Origin of the sequence: Escherichia sp. MOD1-EC5495, from assembly GCF_002965965.1 — a bacterium.
In the GTDB taxonomy this organism is placed as follows: Bacteria; Pseudomonadota; Gammaproteobacteria; order Enterobacterales; family Enterobacteriaceae; genus Escherichia; species Escherichia ruysiae.
This window is the reverse complement of the sequence record NZ_PTRI01000011.1, coordinates 69,712-91,880: the sequence shown is the minus strand read 5'-3', so window position 1 is coordinate 91,880 and position 22,169 is coordinate 69,712. Positions and strand designations below refer to the sequence as shown.

Sequence of the window (22,169 nt, the reverse complement as noted above, 5' to 3'; positions counted from 1 at the left end):
GCGGCAATGATATAAGTACGCCCTCGTAATTATCGTTGGCGGTAAACAACCGTTGGATTTCAGTATTAACGTCTGAATGATATCCGGTCAATCGCCCAACACCAACCTCATGAAATAAGTGTGGATACCGTCTTATGGAGCAAAACCCGCAGTCACAGCTGAAACTTCTTGTCACCCGTGGTAAGGAGCAAGGCTATCTGACCTATGCCGAGGTCAATGACCATCTGCCGGAAGATATCGTCGATTCCGATCAGATCGAAGACATCATCCAAATGATCAATGACATGGGCATTCAGGTGATGGAAGAAGCGCCGGATGCCGATGACCTGATGCTGGCTGAAAACACAGCAGACGAAGATGCTGCCGAAGCCGCCGCGCAGGTGCTTTCCAGCGTGGAATCTGAAATCGGGCGTACGACTGACCCGGTACGCATGTACATGCGTGAAATGGGCACCGTTGAACTGTTGACCCGCGAAGGCGAAATTGACATCGCTAAACGCATCGAAGACGGGATCAACCAGGTTCAATGCTCCGTTGCTGAATATCCGGAAGCGATCACCTATCTGCTGGAACAGTACGATCGTGTTGAAGCAGAAGAAGCGCGTCTGTCCGATCTGATCACTGGCTTTGTTGACCCGAACGCAGAAGAAGATCTGGCGCCAACCGCCACTCACGTCGGTTCAGAGCTTTCTCAAGAAGATCTGGACGATGACGAAGATGAAGACGAAGAAGATGCCGACGACGACAGTGCCGACGATGACAACAGCATCGACCCGGAACTGGCTCGTGAAAAATTTGCTGAACTGCGCGCTCAGTACGTTGTAACGCGTGACACCATCAAAGCGAAAGGCCGCAGCCACGCTGCTGCTCAGGAAGAGATCCTGAAACTGTCTGAAGTATTCAAACAGTTCCGCCTGGTGCCGAAGCAGTTTGACTACCTGGTCAACAGTATGCGCGTCATGATGGATCGCGTTCGTACACAAGAACGTCTGATCATGAAGCTCTGCGTTGAGCAGTGCAAAATGCCGAAGAAAAACTTCATCACCCTGTTTACCGGCAACGAAACCAGCGATACCTGGTTCAACGCGGCAATTGCGATGAATAAGCCGTGGTCGGAAAAACTGCACGATGTCTCTGAAGAAGTGCATCGCGCCCTGCAGAAACTGCAGCAGATTGAAGAAGAAACCGGCCTGACCATTGAGCAGGTTAAAGACATTAACCGTCGAATGTCCATCGGTGAAGCGAAAGCCCGCCGTGCGAAGAAAGAGATGGTTGAAGCGAACTTACGTCTGGTTATTTCTATCGCTAAGAAATACACCAACCGTGGCTTGCAGTTCCTCGATCTGATTCAGGAAGGCAACATCGGTCTGATGAAAGCGGTTGATAAATTCGAATACCGTCGTGGTTACAAGTTCTCCACCTACGCAACCTGGTGGATCCGTCAGGCGATCACCCGCTCTATCGCGGATCAGGCGCGCACCATCCGTATTCCGGTGCATATGATTGAGACCATCAACAAGCTCAACCGTATTTCTCGCCAGATGCTGCAAGAAATGGGTCGTGAACCGACGCCGGAAGAACTGGCTGAACGTATGCTGATGCCGGAAGACAAAATCCGCAAAGTGCTGAAGATCGCCAAAGAGCCAATCTCCATGGAAACGCCGATCGGTGATGATGAAGATTCGCATCTGGGAGATTTCATCGAGGATACCACCCTCGAACTGCCGCTGGATTCTGCGACCACTGAAAGCCTGCGTGCGGCAACGCACGACGTGCTTGCTGGCCTGACCGCGCGTGAAGCGAAAGTTCTGCGTATGCGTTTCGGTATCGACATGAACACCGACCACACGCTGGAAGAAGTGGGTAAACAGTTCGACGTTACCCGTGAACGTATCCGTCAGATCGAAGCGAAGGCGCTGCGTAAACTGCGTCACCCGAGCCGTTCTGAAGTGCTGCGTAGCTTCCTGGACGATTAATCGGTAGGCCGGATAGGCGTTACGCCGCACCCGGCACTAGTCCCTCTGCACAAACGCCACCTTTTCGGTGGCGTTTTTATCGCCCACGCACCACCAGCGCCTGATCCAGTTCCCGATACGCCTCAACCAGTTTCTCCAGTGAAACGCGACTTAAACCGCTGGGATTCGGCAACACCCAAATCTGCGTCGAACCAATAGTGAGCGTTTGTTTCCCCCACTGTACGCCGCGCTGGCTGAATCCCTGTTCATATGCTTGTTTGCCCAGAATCGCCAATGCTTGTGGTTGGTAATCTTCAATTTTTTCAATCAGCTTACGCCCGCCTGCGTGCAGCTCCTGCTTTGAAACTTCATTGGCTTGCACCGCTGGACGGTCTACCAGTTTGGTAACACCGCAACGATAATCCAGCAGATGCTGCGCTTCCTGCGGCTTCAACTGACGGTCAGTAAATCCGGCCTGATAAATCACCTTCCAGAAGCGATTTGCCGGATGGGCAAACGGAAAGCCAGACTCTGCGGAAGAAAGACCCGGATTGATGCCACAAAACACCACACGCAATCCTGGCGCAAGAATATCGTCAACCATATTAACTCCTGAACAACACAACTCGCAGGAAGTATAACGAATTGAAAACACATTGTTTATAAAAACAGCAGCCGCGCGCTAATGGCTGGATTGCAGCACGGAGTTACTTTATAATCCGCTACCATGGCCCCTTAGCTCAGTGGTTAGAGCAGGCGACTCATAATCGCTTGGTCGCTGGTTCAAGTCCAGCAGGGGCCACCAGATACAGCAAAGGCTGACGAGAAATCGTCAGCCTTTTTTCATATATCAATTACTTTGCGTGCCAGTAAGCCGCTGCGCGTACCCGCTGTGGGTCATATTGTTCCGCTTCAAAGCGGCGGCTTAAATTCTTAACCACCTTGCCTTCGCCGGTTATCCAGATGAAATAATCATCGGCAGGAATTTCCAGCTGTGCCAGACGCGCGTCCACCGCCTGCTCATCATGCGCCAGCCACTCGATGTTAAAACCGTCAAGGTGCGCGAGATAATCCTGACAGGCGTTATCCCGCACGCTGACCAGCGCGGTAACTTGCGGTTTAACGGCAAGTTTGCTCAACGTTTCCAGGCGTCGACGCAGTGCGGGCATTCCGGACTCATCGCAGACATATACCTGATACGCGTAATCTTCCGGCACCACCAGCGAACCACGCGGTCCGGCTACTGTGAGTTTATCGCCCGGTTGCGCCTGCATCGCCCAGCCGCTGGCGACACCACCGTCATGAATAAAGAAATCGATCGCCAGTTCATGGCGCTGCTCATCATACAGTGGCGTATAGTCGCGCGACGGTGGACGTGGCCCTTCCGGCCAGACGATACCCTCTTCAGTTACCGTTGGCGGTACAAAGTGAGCGCCAGGTTGAGGAAAGAAGAGTTTGCTGTGATCGTCAAAACCGCGCGACGTAAAACCGTCCAGCGCCTCGCCGCCGAGGACAATGCGCTGAAAACCGGCGCTGATGCGCTCAACACGTAACACGGTCAGTTCACGGAAGCGCAGATCATTGCGAACGCGCTGTGGGTAGCGGGGAGAGTTATTCATTGTTATCGCCTTCGTGATGGTAATCAGATATATCTAAATAAAATTCGCAAATGATAATGATTGTTAATCATGATAAATGCAAGCAATTTGTAGTACTGATATATCTGAAGTATGTGAAGTCATTCAGCACCGTAGCAAGGCTGCCGGATGCGGCGTGAACGCCTTATCCGGCCTACATGTTGAGTACATTTGCGTTTATAAATCATTTTTGTACTTGCAGCAATGCTCATATCAGATATAAATTAGATATATCTAATTAAGCAAAAGGAGGCTGATATGAGCCATCATCACGAAGGGTGTTGTAAACATGAAGGCCAGCCACGCCATGAAGGCTGCTGCAAAGGTGAGAAGTCAGAACTCGAGCACTGCGGGCACGGTCACCAGCATGAACACGGTCAATGCTGCGGTGGTCGCCACGGTCGCGGCGGCGGTCGTCGGCAGCGTTTCTTTGGTCACGGTGAATTGCGACTGGTAATTCTGGATATTCTCTCGCGCGATGACAGCCACGGTTATGAGTTGATTAAAGCGATTGAGAATCTGACCCAGGGGAATTACACCCCAAGCCCTGGCGTCATCTACCCGACGCTGGATTTTCTCCAGGAGCAGTCGCTAATTACCATTCGCGAAGAGGAAGGCGGCAAGAAGCAGATTGCGCTGACCGAACAGGGCGCGCAGTGGCTGGAAGAAAACCGCGAACAAGTAGAGATGATTGAGGAACGCATCAAAGCGCGTTGTGTTGGTGCGGCGCTGCGCCAGAACCCGCAAATGAAGCGGGCGCTGGATAATTTTAAAGCGGTGCTGGACTTACGCGTCAACCAGAGCGATATCACCGACGCGCAGATAAAAAAGATCATTGCGGTGATCGACCGCGCCGCTTTTGATATTACGCAACTGGATTAATCACCAACTGCCGGATGCGGTGTAAACACCTTATCCGCCTACCCACCCGTAGGCCTGATAAGATGCGTCAGCATCGCATCAGGCATTGTGCTCCAACTGCCGGATACAGCGTAAACACCTTATCCGCCTACACCCACCCGTAGGCCTGATAAGATGCGCCAGCATCGCATCAGGCATTGTGTACCAACCGCCGAATGCGGCACACCGATTAATGCAGCACCGTCACCGCGTCTTCCAGTCGGCTGGCGCGGTGTTTCACCATTGCCGACACCTGCGCACTCTCTTCCACCAGTTCGGCGTTTTTCTGGGTGATCAGGTTAAGCTCATCTACCGCACGGGTCAGGCAGGAAAGCCCATCGGCCTGTTCCAGCGTTGAATGGCTGATCTGGGCGATCAACTGCGTGACGTTTTTTACCTGCACCACAATATCGTCCATCGTCCGTCCGGCGGCGTGTACCTGTTGCGAACCGGATTGCACCTTATCAGCACTGGCATCAATCAGCTTGCGAATATCGTTGGCAGCATTGGCGCTGCGGCTGGCTAAATGACGCACCTCACCCGCAACCACCGCGAAACCTTTGCCTTGTTCTCCGGCGCGCGCCGCTTCCACCGCCGCATTCAGGGCGAGGATATTGGTCTGAAACGCAATATCGTTAATCAGAGAAGTAATGGTGCCAATGCGCTGGGTACTATCAGCAATATCATCCATCGTCTTGATCACCGTGGTCATCGCTTCCCCGCCCTGCACCGCCGCATTACTGGCGGTAATAGAAAGTTTATCGGCAGCCGACGCCGTGGCAGAGTTCTGTTTTACCGACGCTGCCATCTGGTTCATGGTCGCCACCGTTTGCTGAACGTTATCTACCGTCTGCTGAGTATGCTCATTCAGTTCATCTGTGCCTTTCGCCAGCGTCTCGCTGCCGTTTCTGACGCTGGACACCTGGCTTGAGACATCATTAATCAACCAGCGGCACATCAGGCCAAGCTGCCCTACCGCGCGTAATGTCAGCCCCAGCTCATCGCTGCGATTCAAATGCTCAACACTATTACGTTCTCCGGTCGCCACCTTCAGTGCCTGACGGGCAACATTTTCTATCGGGCGCACTATCTGCCATTCAAAACAGACAGTTGCCAGCAACATCACTAACGCGCAGAGGAAATACGTCACCACCGGGGCAGCAACAAACCAAAGCATGGCCGCCAGCACGATAAACATCAGCGCCATCACTCCACGCGCCCGCCAGCGAAGCGGCAATGAAGGCAGTTTTCCCAGCCAGCCTTTACGCACCACCAGACCTTTATGAATACGCTTATTTGTGCGTCCGGCATTCAGCGCCTTGTACAGCGGCTCTACCGCTGCGATCTCGTCATCCGTCGCCCGCGTGCGAATCGACATATACCCACTAATTTTGCCCTCGCGCACCATCGGCACCACATTCGCTCGCACCCAGTAATGATCGCCATTTTTGTGCCGATTTTTCACAATACCACTCCAGGGTTCTCCCTGTTTCAGGGTGTACCACATATCAGCAAAGGCCGCTTTTGGCATATCCGGATGGCGCACCATGTTATGCGGCTGCCCCTGTAGCTCTTGCAAGGTATAGCCGCTAACCTGCACAAAAGTGTCATTAGCATGTGTGATATAGCTTTGTAGATTGGTAGTAGACATCAGAGTGGTATCGTCAGCCAGCGGGATATTTTGCTGGGTGACATACGGATGAGAAGACATAATCGCGTCCTGTGCAGGTTATATTGTTGTTAACTTCTTGTCAGAAGTTATGTCGGCTCCGGTGCGGTTATCTTTAGTGGTTTAATTTGATTTAGATCGCAATTTTCGATTAAAGCACAAAACCTAATTCATTGATTTAAAATACTTTCATTTGGGTACTATCCCGGCACGTTTATTATATTGCTCAACAATCAGGCAATTATTGCCCTGGCATGGTGCATTTCCTCCTGGATAACAGGAGGTGCGCCCGATAAAAATCGTGCAAAATAACAACAATGGTTAACAATTGGAATTAAATGTTGCACAAATGATAACGTAATTTGTGTTTATCCCGATTTTCGCGATCGCAACCGGAGTGGCGCAATCCCTGCAATACTTAAATCGGTATCATGTGATACGCGAGCCTCTGGAGCATATTTTGAACAGGTTACCTTCGAGCGCATCGGCTTTAGCGTGCAGCGCCCACGCCCTGAATCTCATAGAGAAGCGAACGCTGGATCATGAGGAGATGAAAGCACTTAACCGCGAGGTGATTGAATACTTCAAAGAGCATGTCAACCCGGGGTTTTTAGAGTATCGCAAATCTGTTACCGCCGGCGGGGATTACGGAGCCGTAGAGTGGCAAGCGGGAGGTTTAAATACGCTTGTCGACCCCCAGGGACAGGAGTTTATCGACTGCCTGGGAGGTTTTGGCATTTTCAACGTGGGGCACCGTAATCCAGTTGTGGTTTCCGCCGTACAGAATCAACTTGCGAAACAACCGCTGCACAGCCAGGAGCTGCTCGACCCATTACGGGCGATGCTGGCGAAAACCCTTGCTGCGCTAACGCCCGGTAAACTGAAATACAGCTTCTTCTGTAATAGCGGCACCGAGTCCGTTGAAGCGGCGCTGAAACTGGCGAAGGCTTATCAGTCACCGCGCGGCAAGTTTACTTTTATCGCCACCAGCGGCGCGTTCCACGGTAAATCGCTTGGCGCGCTGTCAGCCACGGCGAAATCGACCTTCCGCAAACCGTTTATGCCGCTGCTACCGGGCTTCCGTCATGTACCATTTGGCAATATCGAAGCCATGCGCACGGCTCTTAGCGAGTGCAAAAAAACCGGTGATGATGTGGCTGCGGTGATCCTTGAGCCGATTCAGGGCGAAGGTGGCGTCATTCTGCCGCCGCCGGGCTATCTCACCGCCGTGCGTAAGCTGTGCGATGAGTTCGGCGCACTGATGATCCTCGATGAAGTGCAAACGGGCATGGGGCGCACGGGCAAGATGTTCGCCTGCGAGCATGAGAACGTTCAGCCGGACATCCTGTGTCTGGCGAAAGCCCTCGGCGGCGGCGTGATGCCAATTGGCGCAACTATTGCTACCGAAGAGGTGTTCTCAGTCCTGTTCGACAACCCGTTCCTGCATACCACCACCTTTGGTGGCAACCCGCTGGCCTGTGCGGCGGCGCTGGCGACCATCAATGTGTTGCTGGAGCAGAACTTACCGGCTCAGGCTGAACAAAAAGGCGATATGTTGCTGGACGGTTTCCGTCAACTGGCGCGGGAATATCCCGATCTGGTACAGGAAGCGCGTGGTAAAGGGATGTTGATGGCGATTGAGTTTGTTGATAACGAAATCGGCTACAACTTTGCCAGCGAGATGTTCCGCCAGCGTGTGCTGGTCGCCGGAACGCTCAACAATGCCAAAACGATCCGCATTGAACCGCCACTGACGCTGACCATTGAACAGTGTGAACTGGTGATCAAAGCGGCGCGTAAGGCGCTGGCGGCCATGCGAGTAAGTGTCGAAGAAGCGTAATATCAAATCGGATGGCGATGCAACGTCGCCATCCGATCTCTTTATACGATTCGCACGCCCGCAGGCATCATCCGTTCCGGCGTTAACAGTACGCTTTCACTGCCGTCATCGGTTTCCGCACACAACAGCATGCATTCCGAGGTTTCACCGCGCATTTTCGCTTTTTGCAGATTGCACAAGACCACCACCGTTTTCCCCATCAGCTCTTCTTCGCTGTAGTACGGCACCAGGCTGGTCACGGTTTGCAGCGTTTTTTCCCCCACATCAACCTGTACGATGTACAGCTTGTCGGCGTTTTCATGGCGTTTCACATCCACAATTTTCCCGACGCGCATTTCCAGACGTGCAAAATCAGCGTAAGCCACGGTTTCCATTGTTCCCTCCTTCAAGTAAAATTTTACTAAACTATAGCAAAGGTTTTTCTCAATCCTGTAGGCTAAAAATGGAGAATGCAGGCGTGATCACATTCGTGAGCCGCTGTGTTACCGTTACAGCGTCAAAGAAACGCGCTTTATTTACTGAAAACAGGTGACCCGATAAGCACTTCCTCTACAATGGAGACGCACATCAGGGAAAGTAAAAAAGGTAAACATGGCAACACTAAAAGACATCGCAATCGAAGCTGGCGTATCCCTGGCGACAGTATCCAGGGTCTTAAATGACGATCCGACGTTGAATGTGAAAGAAGAGACGAAACATCGCATTCTCGAGATCGCCGAAAAGCTGGAGTACAAGACCAGTAGCGCCCGTAAACTACAGACAGGCGCAGTCAACCAACACCATATTCTGGCTATCTACAGCTACCAACAGGAGCTGGAGATCAACGATCCTTACTATCTGGCGATCCGCCACGGCATTGAAACCCAGTGCGAAAAGCTGGCGATCGAACTGACCAACTGTTATGAACACAACGGCTTGCCGGACATTAAAAACGTCACCGGCATTTTGATTGTCGGCAAACCCACGCCTGCCCTGCGCGCCGCCGCCAGCGCATTGACCGACAATATCTGTTTTATCGACTTTCACGAACCCGGCAGCGGTTACGATGCGGTGGATATCGATCTGGCACGCATCAGTAAGGAAATCATCGACTTCTACATAGATCAGGGCGTTAATCGTATTGGTTTTATTGGCGGCGAAGATGAGCCTGGCAAGGCGGATATTCGTGAGGTCGCCTTTGCGGAATATGGCCGACTGAAGCAAGTGGTACGCGAAGAGGACATCTGGCGCGGCGGTTTTTCCAGTTCGTCGGGCTATGAACTGGCAAAGCAAATGCTGGCGCGGGAAGACTACCCGAAGGCGTTGTTTGTTGCTTCCGACTCCATTGCCATTGGCGTACTGCGGGCAATTCATGAACGCGGCCTGAACATCCCGCAGGATATTTCGCTTATCAGCGTCAACGACATCCCCACCGCGCGATTTACCTTTCCGCCGCTCTCAACCGTGCGCATCCATTCCGAAATGATGGGAAGCCAGGGCGTTAACCTGTTGTATGAAAAGGCTCGCGATGGTCGCGCGCTGCCGCTGTTAGTGTTCGTTCCCAGCAAATTAAAACTGCGCGGCACCACCCGCTAAATCCCCTTACACACTGTCCGGCAATCGTTTTTGCCGGACAGTGCTGCCGTTTATTTTCGTGATCCAGTTAAAGTAAATGCATTTACCCGCTACTTTTTAGTAAAAATTTTACTAAACTCCCCAGCAATTACACAAACTACCATCACCACGAATGGTTCCGATTTCTCTCTACCGGGAGGCCCTATGAATCGCTGGGAAAACATTCAGCTCACCCACGAAAACCGACTTGCGCCGCGTGCGTACTTTTTTTCATATGATTCTGTTACGCAGGCGCGTACCTTTGCCCGCGAAACCAGCAGCCTGTTTCTGCCCTTAAGCGGTCAGTGGAATTTCCATTTTTTTGACCATCCGTTGCAAGTGCCAGAAGCCTTCACTTCCGAGTTAATGGCTGACTGGGGGGACATTACCGTCCCCGCCATGTGGCAAATGGAAGGCCACGGCAAACTGCAATATACCGACGAAGGTTTTCCGTTCCCCATCGATGTGCCGTTTGTCCCCAGCGATAACCCAACCGGTGCCTATCAACGTATTTTCACCCTCAGCGACGGCTGGCAGGGCAAGCAGACGCTGATTAAATTTGACGGCGTCGAAACCTATTTTGAAGTTTACGTTAACGGTCAGTATGTGGGTTTCAGCAAGGGCAGTCGCCTGACCGCAGAGTTTGACATCAGTGCGATGGTTAAAACCGGCGACAACCTGTTATGTGTGCGCGTGATGCAGTGGGCGGATTCCACCTATGTGGAAGACCAGGATATGTGGTGGTCGGCAGGGATCTTCCGCGATGTTTATCTGATCGGTAAACAACCGACGCATATTAACGATTTCACCGTGCGCACCGACTTTGACGAAGCCTATTGCGATGCCACTCTCTCCTGCGAAGTGGTGCTGGAAAACCTCGCCGCCTCCCCTGTCGTAACGACGCTGGAATATACCCTGTTTGATGGCGAACGCGTGGTGCACAGCAGCGCCATTCCTCATCTGGCAATTGAAAAAATAACCAGCGCCAGCTTTGCTTTTACTGTCGAACAGCCGCAGCAATGGTCGGCAGAATCTCCTTATCTTTACCATCTGGTCATGACGCTGAAAGACGTCGACGGCAACGTTCTGGAAGTGGTGCCACAACGCGTCGGCTTCCGTGATATCAAAGTGCGCGACGGTCTGTTCTGGATCAATAACCGTTATGTGATGCTGCACGGCGTCAATCGTCACGACAACGATCATCGCAAAGGCCGCGCCGTTGGGATGGATCGCGTCGAGAAAGATCTTCAGTTGATGAAACAGCACAACATCAACTCCGTGCGTACCGCTCACTACCCGAACGATCCGCGTTTCTACGAACTGTGTGATATCTACGGCCTGTTTGTGATGGCGGAAACTGACGTCGAATCGCACGGCTTTGCTAACGTCGGCGATATCAGCCGCATAACCGACGATCCGCAGTGGGAAAAGGTCTACGTCGAGCGCATCGTTCGCCATATTCACGCGCAGAAAAACCATCCGTCGATCATCATCTGGTCGCTGGGCAACGAATCCGGCTATGGCTGTAACATCCGCGCGATGTACCACGCGGCGAAGGCGCTCGATGACACGCGTCTGGTGCATTACGAAGAAGATCGCGATGCTGAAGTGGTCGATATTATTTCCACCATGTACACCCGCGTGCCGCTGATGAATGAGTTTGGTGAATACCCGCATCCGAAGCCGCGCATCATCTGTGAATATGCTCATGCGATGGGGAACGGACCGGGCGGGTTGACGGAGTACCAGAACGTCTTCTATAAGCACGATTGTATTCAGGGACATTATGTTTGGGAGTGGTGCGACCACGGGATCCAGGCGCAGGATGACAACGGCAATGTCTGGTATAAATTCGGCGGCGACTACGGCGACTATCCCAACAACTATAACTTCTGTCTTGATGGTTTGATCTATTCCGATCAGACGCCGGGACCGGGCCTGAAAGAGTACAAACAGGTTATCGCGCCGGTAAAAATCCACGCGCTGGATCTGACTCGCGGCGAGCTGAAAGTCGAAAATAAACTGTGGTTTACCACGCTTGATGACTACACCCTGCACGCAGAAGTGCGCGCCGAAGGTGAAACACTCGCGACGCATCAGATTAAACTGCGCGACGTTGCGCCGAACAGCGAAGCCCCCTTGCAGATCACGCTGCCGCAGCTGGACGCCCGCGAAGCGTTCCTCAACATTACGGTGACCAAAGATTCCCGCACCCGCTACAGCGAAGCCGGACATCCTATCGCCACTTATCAGTTCCCGCTGAAGGAAAACACCGCGCAGCCAGTGCCTTTCACACCAAATAATGCGCGTCCGCTGACGCTGGAAGACGATCGTTTGAGCTGCACCGTTCGCGGCTACAACTTCGCGATCACCTTCTCAAAAATGAGTGGCAAACCGACATCCTGGCAGGTGAATGGCGAATCGCTGCTGACTCGCGAGCCAAAGATCAACTTCTTCAAACCAATGATCGACAACCACAAGCAGGAGTACGAAGGGCTGTGGCAGCCGAATCATTTGCAGATCATGCAGGAACATCTGCGCGACTTTGCCGTAGAACAGAGCGATGGTGAAGTGTTGATCATCAGCCGCACGGTTATAGCCCCGCCGGTGTTTGACTTCGGGATGCGCTGCACCTACATCTGGCGCATCGCTGCCGATGGCCAGGTTAACGTGGCGCTTTCCGGCGAGCGTTACGGCGACTATCCGCACATCATTCCATGCATCGGTTTCACCATGGGGATTAACGGCGAATACGACCAGGTGGCGTATTACGGACGCGGACCGGGCGAAAACTACGCCGACAGCCAGCAGGCTAACATCATCGATATCTGGCGCAGTAACGTCGATGCCATGTTCGAGAACTATCCCTTCCCGCAGAACAACGGCAACCGTCAGCATGTCCGCTGGACGGCACTGACTAACCGCCACGGCAACGGCCTGCTGGTGGTTCCGCAGCGCCCAATTAACTTCAGCGCCTGGCACTACACCCAGGAGAACATCCACGCCGCGCAACACTGCAACGAACTTCAGCGCAGTGATGACATCACCCTGAATCTTGACCACCAGCTGCTTGGCCTCGGCTCCAACTCCTGGGGCAGCGAGGTGCTGGACTCCTGGCGCGTCTGGTTCCGTGACTTCAGTTACGGCTTTACGTTGCTGCCGGTTTCTGGCGGAGAAGCTACCGCGCAAAGCCTGGCGTCGTATGAGTTCGGCGCAGGGTTCTTTTCCACGAATTTGCACAGCGAGAATAAGCAATGAGGATCATCGATAACTTAGAACAGTTCCGCCAGATTTACGCCTCTGGCAAGAAGTGGCAACGCTGCGTTGAAGCGATTGAAAATATCGACAACATTCAGCCTGGCGTCGCCCACTCCATCGGTGATTCATTGACCTACCGTGTGGAAAATGACTCCGCGACCGATGCGCTATTTACCGGGCATCGACGCTATTTTGAAGTGCATTACTACCTGCAAGGGCAGCAAAAAATTGAATATGCGCCGAAAGAGACATTACAGGTCGTGGAATATTATCGTGATGAAACTGACCGTGAATATTTAAAAGGCTGCGGAGAAACCGTCGAGGTCCACGAAGGGCAAATCGTTATTTGCGATATCCATGAAGCATATCGGTTTATCTGCAATAACGCGGTCAAAAAAGTCGTTCTCAAAGTCACCATCGAAGATGGTTATTTCCATAACAAATAACAACTACGGCGGCAAAAGGAGTTTGCCGCCACCGCTACCCTACTCATTTTCGGAGATGTGTTATGTCTGATACCAAACGTAATACAATCGGCAAATTCGGCTTGCTCTCGCTGACTTTTGCCGCCGTTTACAGCTTTAACAACGTTATCAATAATAATATTGAGCTTGGACTGGCCTCGGCGCCGATGTTTTTCCTCGCAACGATTTTTTATTTTATCCCCTTCTGTCTGATTATCGCAGAATTTGTCTCGTTAAATAAAAACTCGGAAGCCGGTGTCTACGCGTGGGTAAAAAGCTCGCTGGGCGGACGTTGGGCATTTATTACTGCCTATACCTACTGGTTCGTAAACCTGTTCTTTTTCACCTCGCTGTTGCCGCGCGTTATTGCTTACGCTTCATATGCCTTCCTCGGCTACGAATATATTATGACGCCGGTTGCTACCACCATTATCAGTATGGTGCTGTTCGCCTTCTCCACCTGGGTTTCTACCAACGGGGCGAAAATGCTGGGGCCAATCACCTCCGTGTCCTCAACGCTAATGCTGCTGTTAACGCTCTCCTACATTTTACTGGCAGGTACGGCGCTGGTTGGCGGCGTACAGCCTGCCGATCCGATCACCGTTGACGCGATGATCCCGAACTTCAACTGGGCGTTCCTCGGCGTTACCACCTGGATCTTTATGGCCGCAGGCGGCGCGGAGTCCGTCGCGGTGTACGTTAACGACGTCAAAGGCGGTTCGAAATCGTTCGTTAAAGTGATCATCCTCGCCGGGATTTTTATCGGCGTACTATATTCCGTCTCCTCGGTGCTGATTAACGTCTTCGTCAGCAGCAAAGAGTTGAAATTTACTGGCGGATCGGTGCAGGTATTCCACGGCATGGCGGCGTATTTTGGTCTACCGGAAGCGTTGATGAATCGCTTTGTCGGTCTGGTGTCCTTTACCGCGATGTTCGGTTCCCTGCTGATGTGGACCGCAACGCCGGTGAAAATTTTCTTCTCCGAAATCCCGGAAGGCATCTTTGGTAAGAAAACCGTTGAACTGAACGAAAACGGCGTTCCGGCGCGCGCAGCGTGGATCCAGTTCCTGATCGTCATCCCGCTGATGATTATCCCGATGCTCGGCTCCAATACCGTGCAGGATCTGATGAATACCATTATTAATATGACTGCCGCAGCGTCCATGCTTCCGCCGTTATTCATCATGCTGGCGTATCTGAATTTACGCGCCAAATTAGATCACCTGCCACGCGATTTCCGTATGGGTTCCCGCCGCACCGGTATTATCGTTGTTTCAATGCTGATTGCGATATTTGCCGTAGGATTTGTCGCTTCGACATTCCCGACTGGTGCGAATATTCTGACCATCATTTTTTATAACGTCGGCGGTATTGTTATCTTCCTCGGCTTTGCGTGGTGGAAATACAGTAAATATATAAAGGGACTCACGGCTGAAGAGCGCCATATTGAAGCGACGCCAGCCAACAATGTTGATTAAGCAGACTAATAAAAAATGAGCAGGCATTTTCTCTCTTCCTGGATGGGGAGAGGGAAAATAGTTTCTGCCTTAATATTTTTATAATTACAACGATAAAAGGCTGTATTTTTTCTTTAGCTCATGGATTAACACAATGAAATTAATCACTGCACCATGCAGAGCATTACTTGCTCTGCCGTTTTGCTACGCGTTTTCTGCGGCCGCTGAAGAAGTGCGTCCGGCAGAACATGACGACACAAAAACACCCGCCATTACCTCAACATCTTCTCCTTCATTTCGTTTTTATGGTGAATTAGGGGTTGGTGGGTATATGGATTTAGAGGGTGAGAATAAACATAAATACAGCGACGGAACTTATATCGAAGGCGGTCTGGAGATGAAATATGGCTCCTGGTTCGGCCTGATTTACGGCGAAGGCTGGACCGTGCAGGCCGACCACGACGGTAATGCCTGGGTGCCTGACCATAGCTGGGGTGGTTTCGAAGGTGGGATTAACCGTTTCTATGGCGGTTATCGTACCAATGATGGCACCGAAATCATGCTCAGTCTGCGTCAGGATTCCTCGCTGGATGACCTGCAATGGTGGGGCGATTTCACGCCCGATCTGGGCTACGTCATTCCCAATACCCGCGACATTATGACCGCGCTGAAGGTGCAGAACTTAACCGGCAACTTTCGTTATAGCGTCACCGCCACACCTGCCGGACATCATGACGAAAGCAAAGCCTGGCTGCATTTTGGCAAATACGATCGCTACGACGACAAATACACCTATCCGGCAATGATGAACGGTTACATCCAGTATGACCTTGCCGAAGGCGTCACCTGGATGAACGGTCTGGAAATCACCGACGGTACAGGACAACTCTATCTCACGGGTCTGCTTACCCCTAACTTCGCTGCCCGCGCCTGGCACCATACCGGACGCGCCGACGGGCTGGACGTACCGGGAAGCGAAAGTGGGATGATGGTGAGCGCCATGTATGAAGCGTTAAAGGGCGTTTATCTCTCCACCGCTTACACCTACGCCAAACATCGCCCTGACCACGCTGACGATGAAACCACCTCCTTTATGCAGTTTGGTATCTGGTACGAATACGGCGGCGGACGTTTCGCAACGGCTTTTGATAGCCGCTTCTACATGAAAAATGCCTCTAACGATCCCAGCGACCAAATCTTCCTGATGCAATATTTCTACTGGTAATAAGGACTGTAATTTCATGAAAATCAAAACTATTTTAACGCCAGTAACCTGCGCTCTGCTGATAAGTTTTTCCGCCCATGCCGCTAACGCCGACAATTATAAAAACGTGATTAACCGTACCGGCGCGCCGCAGTACATGAAGGATTACGATTACGACGACCACCAGCGTTTTAATCCGTTTTTCGATCTCGGCGCCTGGCATGGTCACTTGTTGCCAGACGGCCCGAACACGATGGGCGGTTTTCCGGGCGTTGCGCTGCTGACGGAAGAGTACATCAACTTTATGGCGACCAATTTCGACCGCCTGACCGTCTGGCAGGACGGCAAGAAAGTCAACTTCACGCTGGAGGCATACAGTATTCCCGGCGCGCTGGTGCAAAAACTGACAGCAAAAGATGTGCAGGTTGAAATGACCCTGCGCTTCGCCACGCCGCGCACCTCACTACTGGAAACCAAAATCACCAGCGATAAACCGCTGGATCTGGTGTGGGATGGCGAGCTGCTGGAAAAACTGGAAGCGAAGGAAGGGAAACCGCTTTCCGATAAAACCATTGCTGGCGAGTACCCTGATTATCAACGCAAAATCAGCGCCACCCGTGATGGCCTGAAAGTCACCTTTGGCAAAGTGCGCGCCACCTGGGATCTACTGACCTCCGGCGAATCGGAATATCAGGTGCATAAATCCCTGCCGGTGCAGACTGAAATCAACGGCAATCGCTTTACCAGTAAGGCACATATCAACGGTTCGACGACGCTCTATACAACCTATTCCCATCTGCTTACCGCTCAGGAAGTTAGCAAAGAGCAGATGCAGATCCGCGATATTCTGGCGCGTCCGGCGTTTTATCTCGCCGCCTCACAGCAACGCTGGGAAGAGTATCTGAAGAAAGGGTTAACCAATCCGGATGCGACGCCGGAACAGACGCGCGTCGCGGTGAAAGCAATCGAGACGCTTAACGGTAACTGGCGCTCGCCTGGAGGTGCTGTGAAATATAACACCGTCACGCCGTCGGTGACCGGGCGCTGGTTCTCCGGCAATCAGACCTGGCCGTGGGATACCTGGAAGCAGGCGTTTGCGATGGCGCATTTCAATCCGGACATCGCCAAAGAGAATATCCGCGCGGTCTTCTCCTGGCAGATCCAGCCCGGCGATGCCGTGCGTCCACAGGATGTGGGCTTTGTCCCCGACCTGATTGCGTGGAACCTTAGCCCCGAGCGCGGTGGCGATGGCGGCAACTGGAACGAACGTAACACCAAACCCAGCCTTGCCGCCTGGTCGGTAATGGAAGTGTACAACGTCACCCAGGATAAAGCCTGGCTGGCAGAGATGTACCCGAAACTGGTGGCCTATCACGACTGGTGGTTACGTAACCGCGATCACAACGGCAACGGCGTGCCGGAATATGGCGCGACCCGCGATAAAGCCCACAATACCGAGAGCGGCGAGATGCTGTTTACGGTGAAAAAAGGCGACAAAGAAGAGACGCAGTCTGGGCTGAACAACTACGCCCGCGTGGTGGAGAAAGGCCAGTACGACAGTCTGGAAATTCCGGCACAGGTTGCTGCGTCGTGGGAATCGGGGCGTGATGACGCCGCCGTCTTTGGTTTTATCGACAAAGAACAATTGGATAAATATGTCGCTAACGGCGGCAAACGTAGCGACTGGACGGTGAAATTCGCCGAGAACCGCAGTCAGGACGGAACATTGCTGGGCTACTCGTTGTTGCAGGAGTCGGTGGATCAGGCCAGCTATATGTACAGCGATAACCATTATCTGGCGGAGATGGCAACCATCCTCGGTAAGCCGGAAGAGGCCAAACGCTATCGCCAGTTGGCGCAGCAGCTCGCGGACTACATCAACACCTGTATGTTCGACCCGACTACGCAGTTCTACTATGACGTGCGCATTGAAGATAAACCGCTGGCAAACGGCTGCGCAGGTAAACCGATTGTCGAGCGCGGTAAAGGGCCGGAAGGCTGGTCGCCGCTGTTTAACGGTGCGGCAACGCAGGCCAATGCCGACGCGGTGGTGAAGGTGATGCTGGACACCAAAGAGTTCAACACCTTTGTCCCGCTGGGAACGGCGGCGTTAACCAATCCGGCTTTTGGCGCGGATATTTACTGGCGCGGGCGCGTATGGGTGGATCAGTTCTGGTTTGGACTGAAAGGGATGGAGCGTTACGGTTATCGCGATGATGCCCTGAAACTGGCGGATACGTTCTTCCAGCACGCCAAAGGATTAACCGCCGATGGTCCGATTCAGGAGAATTACAACCCGCTGACCGGCGCGCAGCAAGGAGCACCAAATTTCTCCTGGAGTGCCGCGCATTTGTATATGTTGTATAACGATTTTTTCCGTAAGCAGTAATTTGCAACGGCTGGCGGATGCGGCGTAAACGTCGCATCCAGCCTTTGAGCATAGATCTTTACATTGTGAGAAATTAGTAATATTTCAACGTTAACTCAGCAGTACCGCTAAATGACAGACGACTGGTTACATTCAATTCTGACATCGCGTTCAGTGCCACGCTGACCTTTAAAGGTACTGTCAGTTGAGTAATCGTTTCTGGCAGATTGTGCCCAAACGCATAAACAGTACTGTTATTCGGCGTCATCACCTGCCAGTTGCTCTTAGCGGGTTGCCATACCGGCGTGTCGCTATTTTCTGCGACCAGCACCGGAACACTTTTCCCATCAGCCAGAACGTTGGCTGAATCAATTGAAATAGCCCAGGCGCCTATGGCAGTGCCGTTATACGTTCCAAGTCCCATGAGATCTTGTTGACTCCACGATAAACCGGGGTTCCCTGCGATGCTCATCGCAGTTCCAGCACTCAGGTCACGCACAATAATACCCGGTCCGGCGCTCTCCGGGCAGGTAATGACAACCTGAATCAACTGATCGCCAAGACGTGTGGGAGCGTTCTGATCAAGCCTTGAAGCAACTATCGTTCCTAACTCTATCGTCGCGACAGAAAGTGAGACAGAACACGAAGGCGGATCCATCAATGCACTGATATGAATATCAAGTTGTTCTGCGGGCATCACACCAAATGATACACCTGAACATAAAGCAACCGTCGCCAGACTCGTTGTCTTACGCATCATGGAAGACTCCGCTTTTCAAGGGTGACATGCAGGTCGCTCACCAGCGTCGTCTGCTGTTTAGGATTAAGATCGGCTCCCGCAATAACGGGTTGCATCACTAACTGAACGGTCGCATTCTCAATCGGCTTCTCCCCTCCCTGATGGACAAAAGCTATCCCCGCTTCTGGTCTTAATGTTTGCTGGTTCGACCCTGCTCCCAGCGCACTACTCGCACCAGATGTTACCAGGGCAAGATTGACGGCATTTGTATCCGCAGTCGCCTCTTTCGCCACAATACGTACACCGCTGGTATTACCAAACGCGAAATAGTTTTGTCCGTTTAGTGATTTTGTCGCCCCATGAAAAAACAGACGGATATACTGTGGCTCAGAACAATGGATTGAAATGATGCTAATCTTTTCCGCTAATATGATGCCGTTTGCCGCTACCCCATTGCCGGTAAGGTCACTGCGAAACTGGCGATTAACCTTGCCAAAGGCGGCTGTGGGTTGTGTGGTGGTGATCTGACACTCCTCTGCCAGTGCCCCGCCTCCCCAGAACAAGCACAACATCAGGAGGCTCACTCTCACGTTAATCATGTTATTTCCTTATAAACAGGTTGCCGTTACGGTTTCATACACTGTGTCGGCTGGCGAAGATTCTGGCAGTTCATATCGCACTACACACTGCTGGGCATCTGCTAATGTCACCTGCAACCTTCCGTCGCTGTCGCTTACTAAATTGACAAAGAAAAGCCCTGGTTCGACTACCGATGTCAGATAATTACCATGACTGTCCATTACTGCGCTGCCTGGGGGTAAATCCTGACCACGATACTGTACGTTCTGGAACATCACACGCCGTGACGAGAACGCATTGAAGTTAATTGTCCCTACAGAGTAACGACCCTGCTTCATACTCTGCACCCCGTTCCCGACATCGGTATCTTTCGCCACCGTGCGGTTATCCACTTCCACAAAGGCTTCACGATAAGCCGGTAATGAGGGGATCACCGCCATTCCACGCCAGTCTGTCCAGACACTTCCCTGCGGCGTCTGGATTTTTACTCCGCTTTTTTTCTGACCTAACTGCGCGATAGCGAAGGTGTCGGAAACTCGCTCCGGTGAAAACGTTACGCCACTGGCATGAGCAACAACCCCTCCATCGAGGCTCATTGATGAATAGTGACCATCAGAACCATATGTTCCTGCGCTTACGCCCAGGCGGGTGTAGTGCAAGTTGGCATTAATACCACCGCTGGTCAGGTTTTCATCTGTCTCTTGATTACGTTCGTAATTGGCGTAATAGCTGGTATCCCCAAGAATAGTACCGTTCACGCCGGTGCCCAGGCGCATCTCACCATCATCCCTGCGCATCCAGCTATTCAATGAATGCTTGCCCAATGGAATGTAAAAGTTAATCCAGAGAGAATCCTCTCCTCCCGTACCTGTTTCACGTTGGAAGTTCACGTTGGTGGAAAAATGCTTAAAGGATTTGCTCCAGCTCAGCATCGTGATATCAGAGTCACCGTCGCTAATGTAACTTTTGCTACCAGAATAGCTGAACATAAATGCGCCAAGAGTCTCATTGCTCCATGAAAGGGATGCCGTCAGTTCATTTTTGTTGTAGCTGTTAAAGTTGGAAGGATCATCGTCGTCAGCGTAATGCTGGTCACGGCTAATATCGACGTTACGCACAGAATCCAACAGATCCCGATACCCTCTGCTGCTCCAGGTATCTGCAACGGAAAAACTCAATCCCAGCGGCAATTGGCCATTTACAGAGATCCCGGCCTGAGATCCTTTCTCATTGTGGTTATTATCCTGCGCGCCACGTAGTTGCAGACTGGTGATCATTGAACCAAATGGCGGCAACTCCAGCCCGCCGCCGATGGCCTGATAATCTTCACTCAGGATGGAGCTCACCGTACCGTTGTAGTAACGAAACAACGGCTGGCTCCACGCGCCACTTGCCACCATTGGCTGATCATCGGCATCAGCCACATCACGTATTCTCCCCACGGCAAAAAGCCAGGAAGGCATAGCGGTAACAGGTAAGCGGAACGCGCTTGAAAAGACGGTAAAATGACTCTCCTGCCCGTCACTTTCTACTACCGTAACATGAAGATCGCTGCTACGGTTCTGTACCGGAACGCTACGTAATGTGAACGGGCCTGCAGGAACCAGCGATGTATAAATTAATTGCCCGTTCTGTTTGATTTCGATCCGCGCCTGGGCTGAGCGAGCCACGCCGGAAACATCGACGCCGCCCGCACCGGACTGCGTTAAAGCAGGATCGGGCATAAACTGAACGCCATAGATGGGCGCGCCGGAGAGCATTGGCGTGGCAAGGTTTATTCCCCCAGCCTGCAGATTGGTCGCCGATGCCGCAAAGGTATGCTCGACGTAGGTATAGATATTATCCAGATTGTTTTTGCCGTTGTCAGAGGTAGAGTACATCGTGCTATTACTCAACCGCCAGTCGGCAATACTAAGGCTGCTTTCTAATCCAGCACTGGTATAAGTATCTTTGTTGTCAGAATATTCGCTATCACTGCGCAGAAGGGAGTAGTTAACTTTCAGTGCCGTACCACCGGTCGCATAACCCGTGGGCTTGGTTCCCGTCGGATCAAGCAGCGCCTCGGCGGGAACAATCAATTCTACGTTTTGGCTATCAGGAGAATAATTTACAACCGCGTTAGCATATACTTTTTTTATGGGCTGACAATTTTCGGTTGACTGATTATCAGCGTCAAACTCCGGTACTTTTACCCCCAATTGCTGCATCCATTGCTCACCAACACACAACTCTCCATCGCGATTAAAGTTGACTTTAACATTACCACTTGTCATGCCATTAATTGTTAATTTAACCCGGTGTTCGCCCGGCGTAAAACGCATACCTTTGGCAAAATAAGCGGCCACGCTGTCATCAATACCAAACCCTCGCAAAGCATCCCGGTTAAAACGAACTGAGGCTGTATCCAGAGGCATACTCCCGCTATTAGTGTTATTAGCACAGGCAATAACGGGAAATGAACAGATCAATATGCTCATCAACTTGTTGGTTGGAAAACGCATGATCC

General features: G+C 52.0%; 16 protein-coding genes and 1 tRNA gene. 10 read left to right on the top strand and 7 right to left on the bottom strand.

Annotated features, from left to right (window positions below; translation table 11 throughout):
- The first annotated feature begins 134 nt into the window (after positions 1-134).
- The gene (gene rpoD / locus BEG40_RS10910; RefSeq protein WP_000437367.1) at positions 135-1,976 is read left to right on the top strand and encodes an RNA polymerase sigma factor RpoD; all 1,842 of its coding nucleotides are present in this window, start codon (positions 135-137) and stop codon (positions 1,974-1,976) included.
- Between the two features lie 76 nt (positions 1,977-2,052).
- Here the strand turns inward: rpoD and mug are convergent, their stop codons facing one another.
- On the bottom strand, positions 2,053-2,559 hold the full coding sequence (mug, locus tag BEG40_RS10905) for a G/U mismatch-specific DNA glycosylase (RefSeq protein WP_105285401.1): 507 nt from the start codon (positions 2,557-2,559) through the stop codon (positions 2,053-2,055).
- Positions 2,560-2,684: 125 nt separating this feature from the next.
- Between mug and BEG40_RS10900 the strand changes: the two genes are divergently transcribed.
- Positions 2,685-2,760 (top strand) — tRNA-Ile (locus BEG40_RS10900).
- 49 nt (positions 2,761-2,809) lie between these two features.
- Here the strand turns inward: BEG40_RS10900 and nfeF are convergent.
- The gene (gene nfeF, locus BEG40_RS10895) at positions 2,810-3,574 is read right to left on the bottom strand and encodes an NADPH-dependent ferric chelate reductase NfeF (RefSeq protein WP_105285400.1); all 765 of its coding nucleotides are present in this window, start codon (positions 3,572-3,574) and stop codon (positions 2,810-2,812) included.
- 276 nt (positions 3,575-3,850) lie between these two features.
- Here nfeF and nfeR point away from each other — a divergent pair, with 276 nt between their 5' ends.
- Positions 3,851-4,474 (top strand): DNA-binding transcriptional regulator NfeR, encoded by a 624-nt coding sequence (gene nfeR / locus BEG40_RS10885; protein ID WP_105285399.1) that lies wholly within the window; start codon positions 3,851-3,853, stop codon positions 4,472-4,474.
- Between the two features lie 208 nt (positions 4,475-4,682).
- Here the strand turns inward: nfeR and aer are convergent, their stop codons facing one another.
- Positions 4,683-6,203, bottom strand: coding sequence for an aerotaxis sensor receptor Aer (gene aer, locus BEG40_RS10880; protein ID WP_016159749.1), 1,521 nt, complete (start codon positions 6,201-6,203; stop codon positions 4,683-4,685).
- A 418-nt stretch (positions 6,204-6,621) separates the two neighbouring features.
- Between aer and ygjG the strand changes: the two genes are divergently transcribed.
- Positions 6,622-8,001 (top strand): putrescine aminotransferase, encoded by a 1,380-nt coding sequence (gene ygjG / locus BEG40_RS10870; protein ID WP_105285398.1) that lies wholly within the window; start codon positions 6,622-6,624, stop codon positions 7,999-8,001.
- A gap of 41 nt (positions 8,002-8,042) precedes the next feature.
- Here ygjG and BEG40_RS10865 read toward each other — a convergent pair whose 3' ends face one another.
- On the bottom strand, positions 8,043-8,375 hold the full coding sequence (locus BEG40_RS10865; RefSeq protein WP_000450586.1) for a tRNA-binding protein: 333 nt from the start codon (positions 8,373-8,375) through the stop codon (positions 8,043-8,045).
- A gap of 217 nt (positions 8,376-8,592) precedes the next feature.
- Between BEG40_RS10865 and ebgR the strand changes: the two genes are divergently transcribed.
- The 6 genes from ebgR to ygjK all read left to right on the top strand — a co-directional run bounded on the left by ebgR (position 8,593) and on the right by ygjK (position 18,366).
- The gene (gene ebgR, locus BEG40_RS10855) at positions 8,593-9,576 is read left to right on the top strand and encodes a transcriptional regulator EbgR (protein ID WP_000212439.1); all 984 of its coding nucleotides are present in this window, start codon (positions 8,593-8,595) and stop codon (positions 9,574-9,576) included.
- A 183-nt stretch (positions 9,577-9,759) separates the two neighbouring features.
- Positions 9,760-12,852, top strand: coding sequence for a beta-galactosidase subunit alpha (ebgA, locus tag BEG40_RS10850; RefSeq protein WP_105285397.1), 3,093 nt, complete (start codon positions 9,760-9,762; stop codon positions 12,850-12,852).
- Positions 12,849-13,298 carry a beta-galactosidase subunit beta gene (locus tag BEG40_RS10845; RefSeq protein WP_001219943.1) on the top strand — a complete coding sequence of 150 codons (450 nt, stop codon included), beginning with the start codon at positions 12,849-12,851 and terminating at the stop codon, positions 13,296-13,298. Before ebgA ends, BEG40_RS10845 begins: the two co-directional genes overlap by 4 nt.
- A 62-nt stretch (positions 13,299-13,360) precedes the next feature.
- Positions 13,361-14,794 carry an amino acid permease gene (locus BEG40_RS10840; protein WP_105285396.1) on the top strand — a complete coding sequence of 478 codons (1,434 nt, stop codon included), beginning with the start codon at positions 13,361-13,363 and terminating at the stop codon, positions 14,792-14,794.
- A gap of 133 nt (positions 14,795-14,927) precedes the next feature.
- On the top strand, positions 14,928-15,998 hold the full coding sequence (ygjJ, locus tag BEG40_RS10835; RefSeq protein WP_105285395.1) for a protein YgjJ: 1,071 nt from the start codon (positions 14,928-14,930) through the stop codon (positions 15,996-15,998).
- Positions 15,999-16,014: 16 nt separating this feature from the next.
- The gene (gene ygjK / locus BEG40_RS10830) at positions 16,015-18,366 is read left to right on the top strand and encodes an alpha-glucosidase (protein WP_105285394.1); all 2,352 of its coding nucleotides are present in this window, start codon (positions 16,015-16,017) and stop codon (positions 18,364-18,366) included.
- 73 nt (positions 18,367-18,439) lie between these two features.
- Here the strand turns inward: ygjK and BEG40_RS10825 are convergent, their stop codons facing one another.
- The 3 genes from BEG40_RS10825 to BEG40_RS10815 are packed head-to-tail and all read right to left on the bottom strand — an operon-like array spanning position 18,440 to position 22,164.
- Positions 18,440-19,105, bottom strand: a complete 666-nt coding sequence (locus BEG40_RS10825; RefSeq protein ID WP_105285393.1) for a DUF1120 domain-containing protein — start codon at positions 19,103-19,105, stop codon at positions 18,440-18,442.
- Complete coding sequence (locus tag BEG40_RS10820; RefSeq protein WP_105285392.1) at positions 19,102-19,683, bottom strand: DUF1120 domain-containing protein; 582 nt, start codon at positions 19,681-19,683, stop codon at positions 19,102-19,104. Before BEG40_RS10820 ends, BEG40_RS10825 begins: the two co-directional genes overlap by 4 nt.
- Positions 19,684-19,692: 9 nt before the next feature.
- Positions 19,693-22,164: a fimbrial biogenesis usher protein gene (locus tag BEG40_RS10815; RefSeq protein WP_105285391.1), complete on the bottom strand. Its 2,472-nt coding sequence runs from the start codon at positions 22,162-22,164 to the stop codon at positions 19,693-19,695.
- Positions 22,165-22,169 lie beyond the last annotated feature (5 nt).